At 41.0% G+C, this 322-nt stretch carries 1 protein-coding gene; it reads left to right on the plus strand.

The annotated features are described in order from the left end of the window. Window positions 1-133 precede the first annotated feature (133 nt). Window positions 134-322, plus strand: a 189-nt coding sequence (locus D0T50_RS13515; protein WP_163224046.1) for a hypothetical protein, incomplete at its 3' end; no start/stop codon positions are given.

Below are 322 nucleotides of genomic sequence, written 5' to 3' on the forward strand. Positions count from 1 at the left end.
ATTTAGCTTTACATCTGTGCCCGGAACCCAGTAACGGGTATAGTTGCCCGAAAGACGAAGACTTAATTTCTCATCGCGAATGGCATCAACCAATTCTTGCGAGATAATAGTAGTCTCTTCCATGCTTCGGCTGATGCGATTCATAACACCATGCATAGATTTTCAAACAGATAATACACTCCATACATCATATTACGAGAAGTTCGCCGACGGAACTGTGAAATGTATCGACGAGGAGCTTATCTCTTCTCAAAAGATGTTGGAAGAAAACAATGTTTATACCATTGAGATACCTTTCTACATTGACGAAACCATCCTTGCC

This window comes from Bacteroides sp. 214 (assembly GCF_010501015.1).
Classification (GTDB): domain Bacteria; phylum Bacteroidota; class Bacteroidia; order Bacteroidales; family Bacteroidaceae; genus Bacteroides.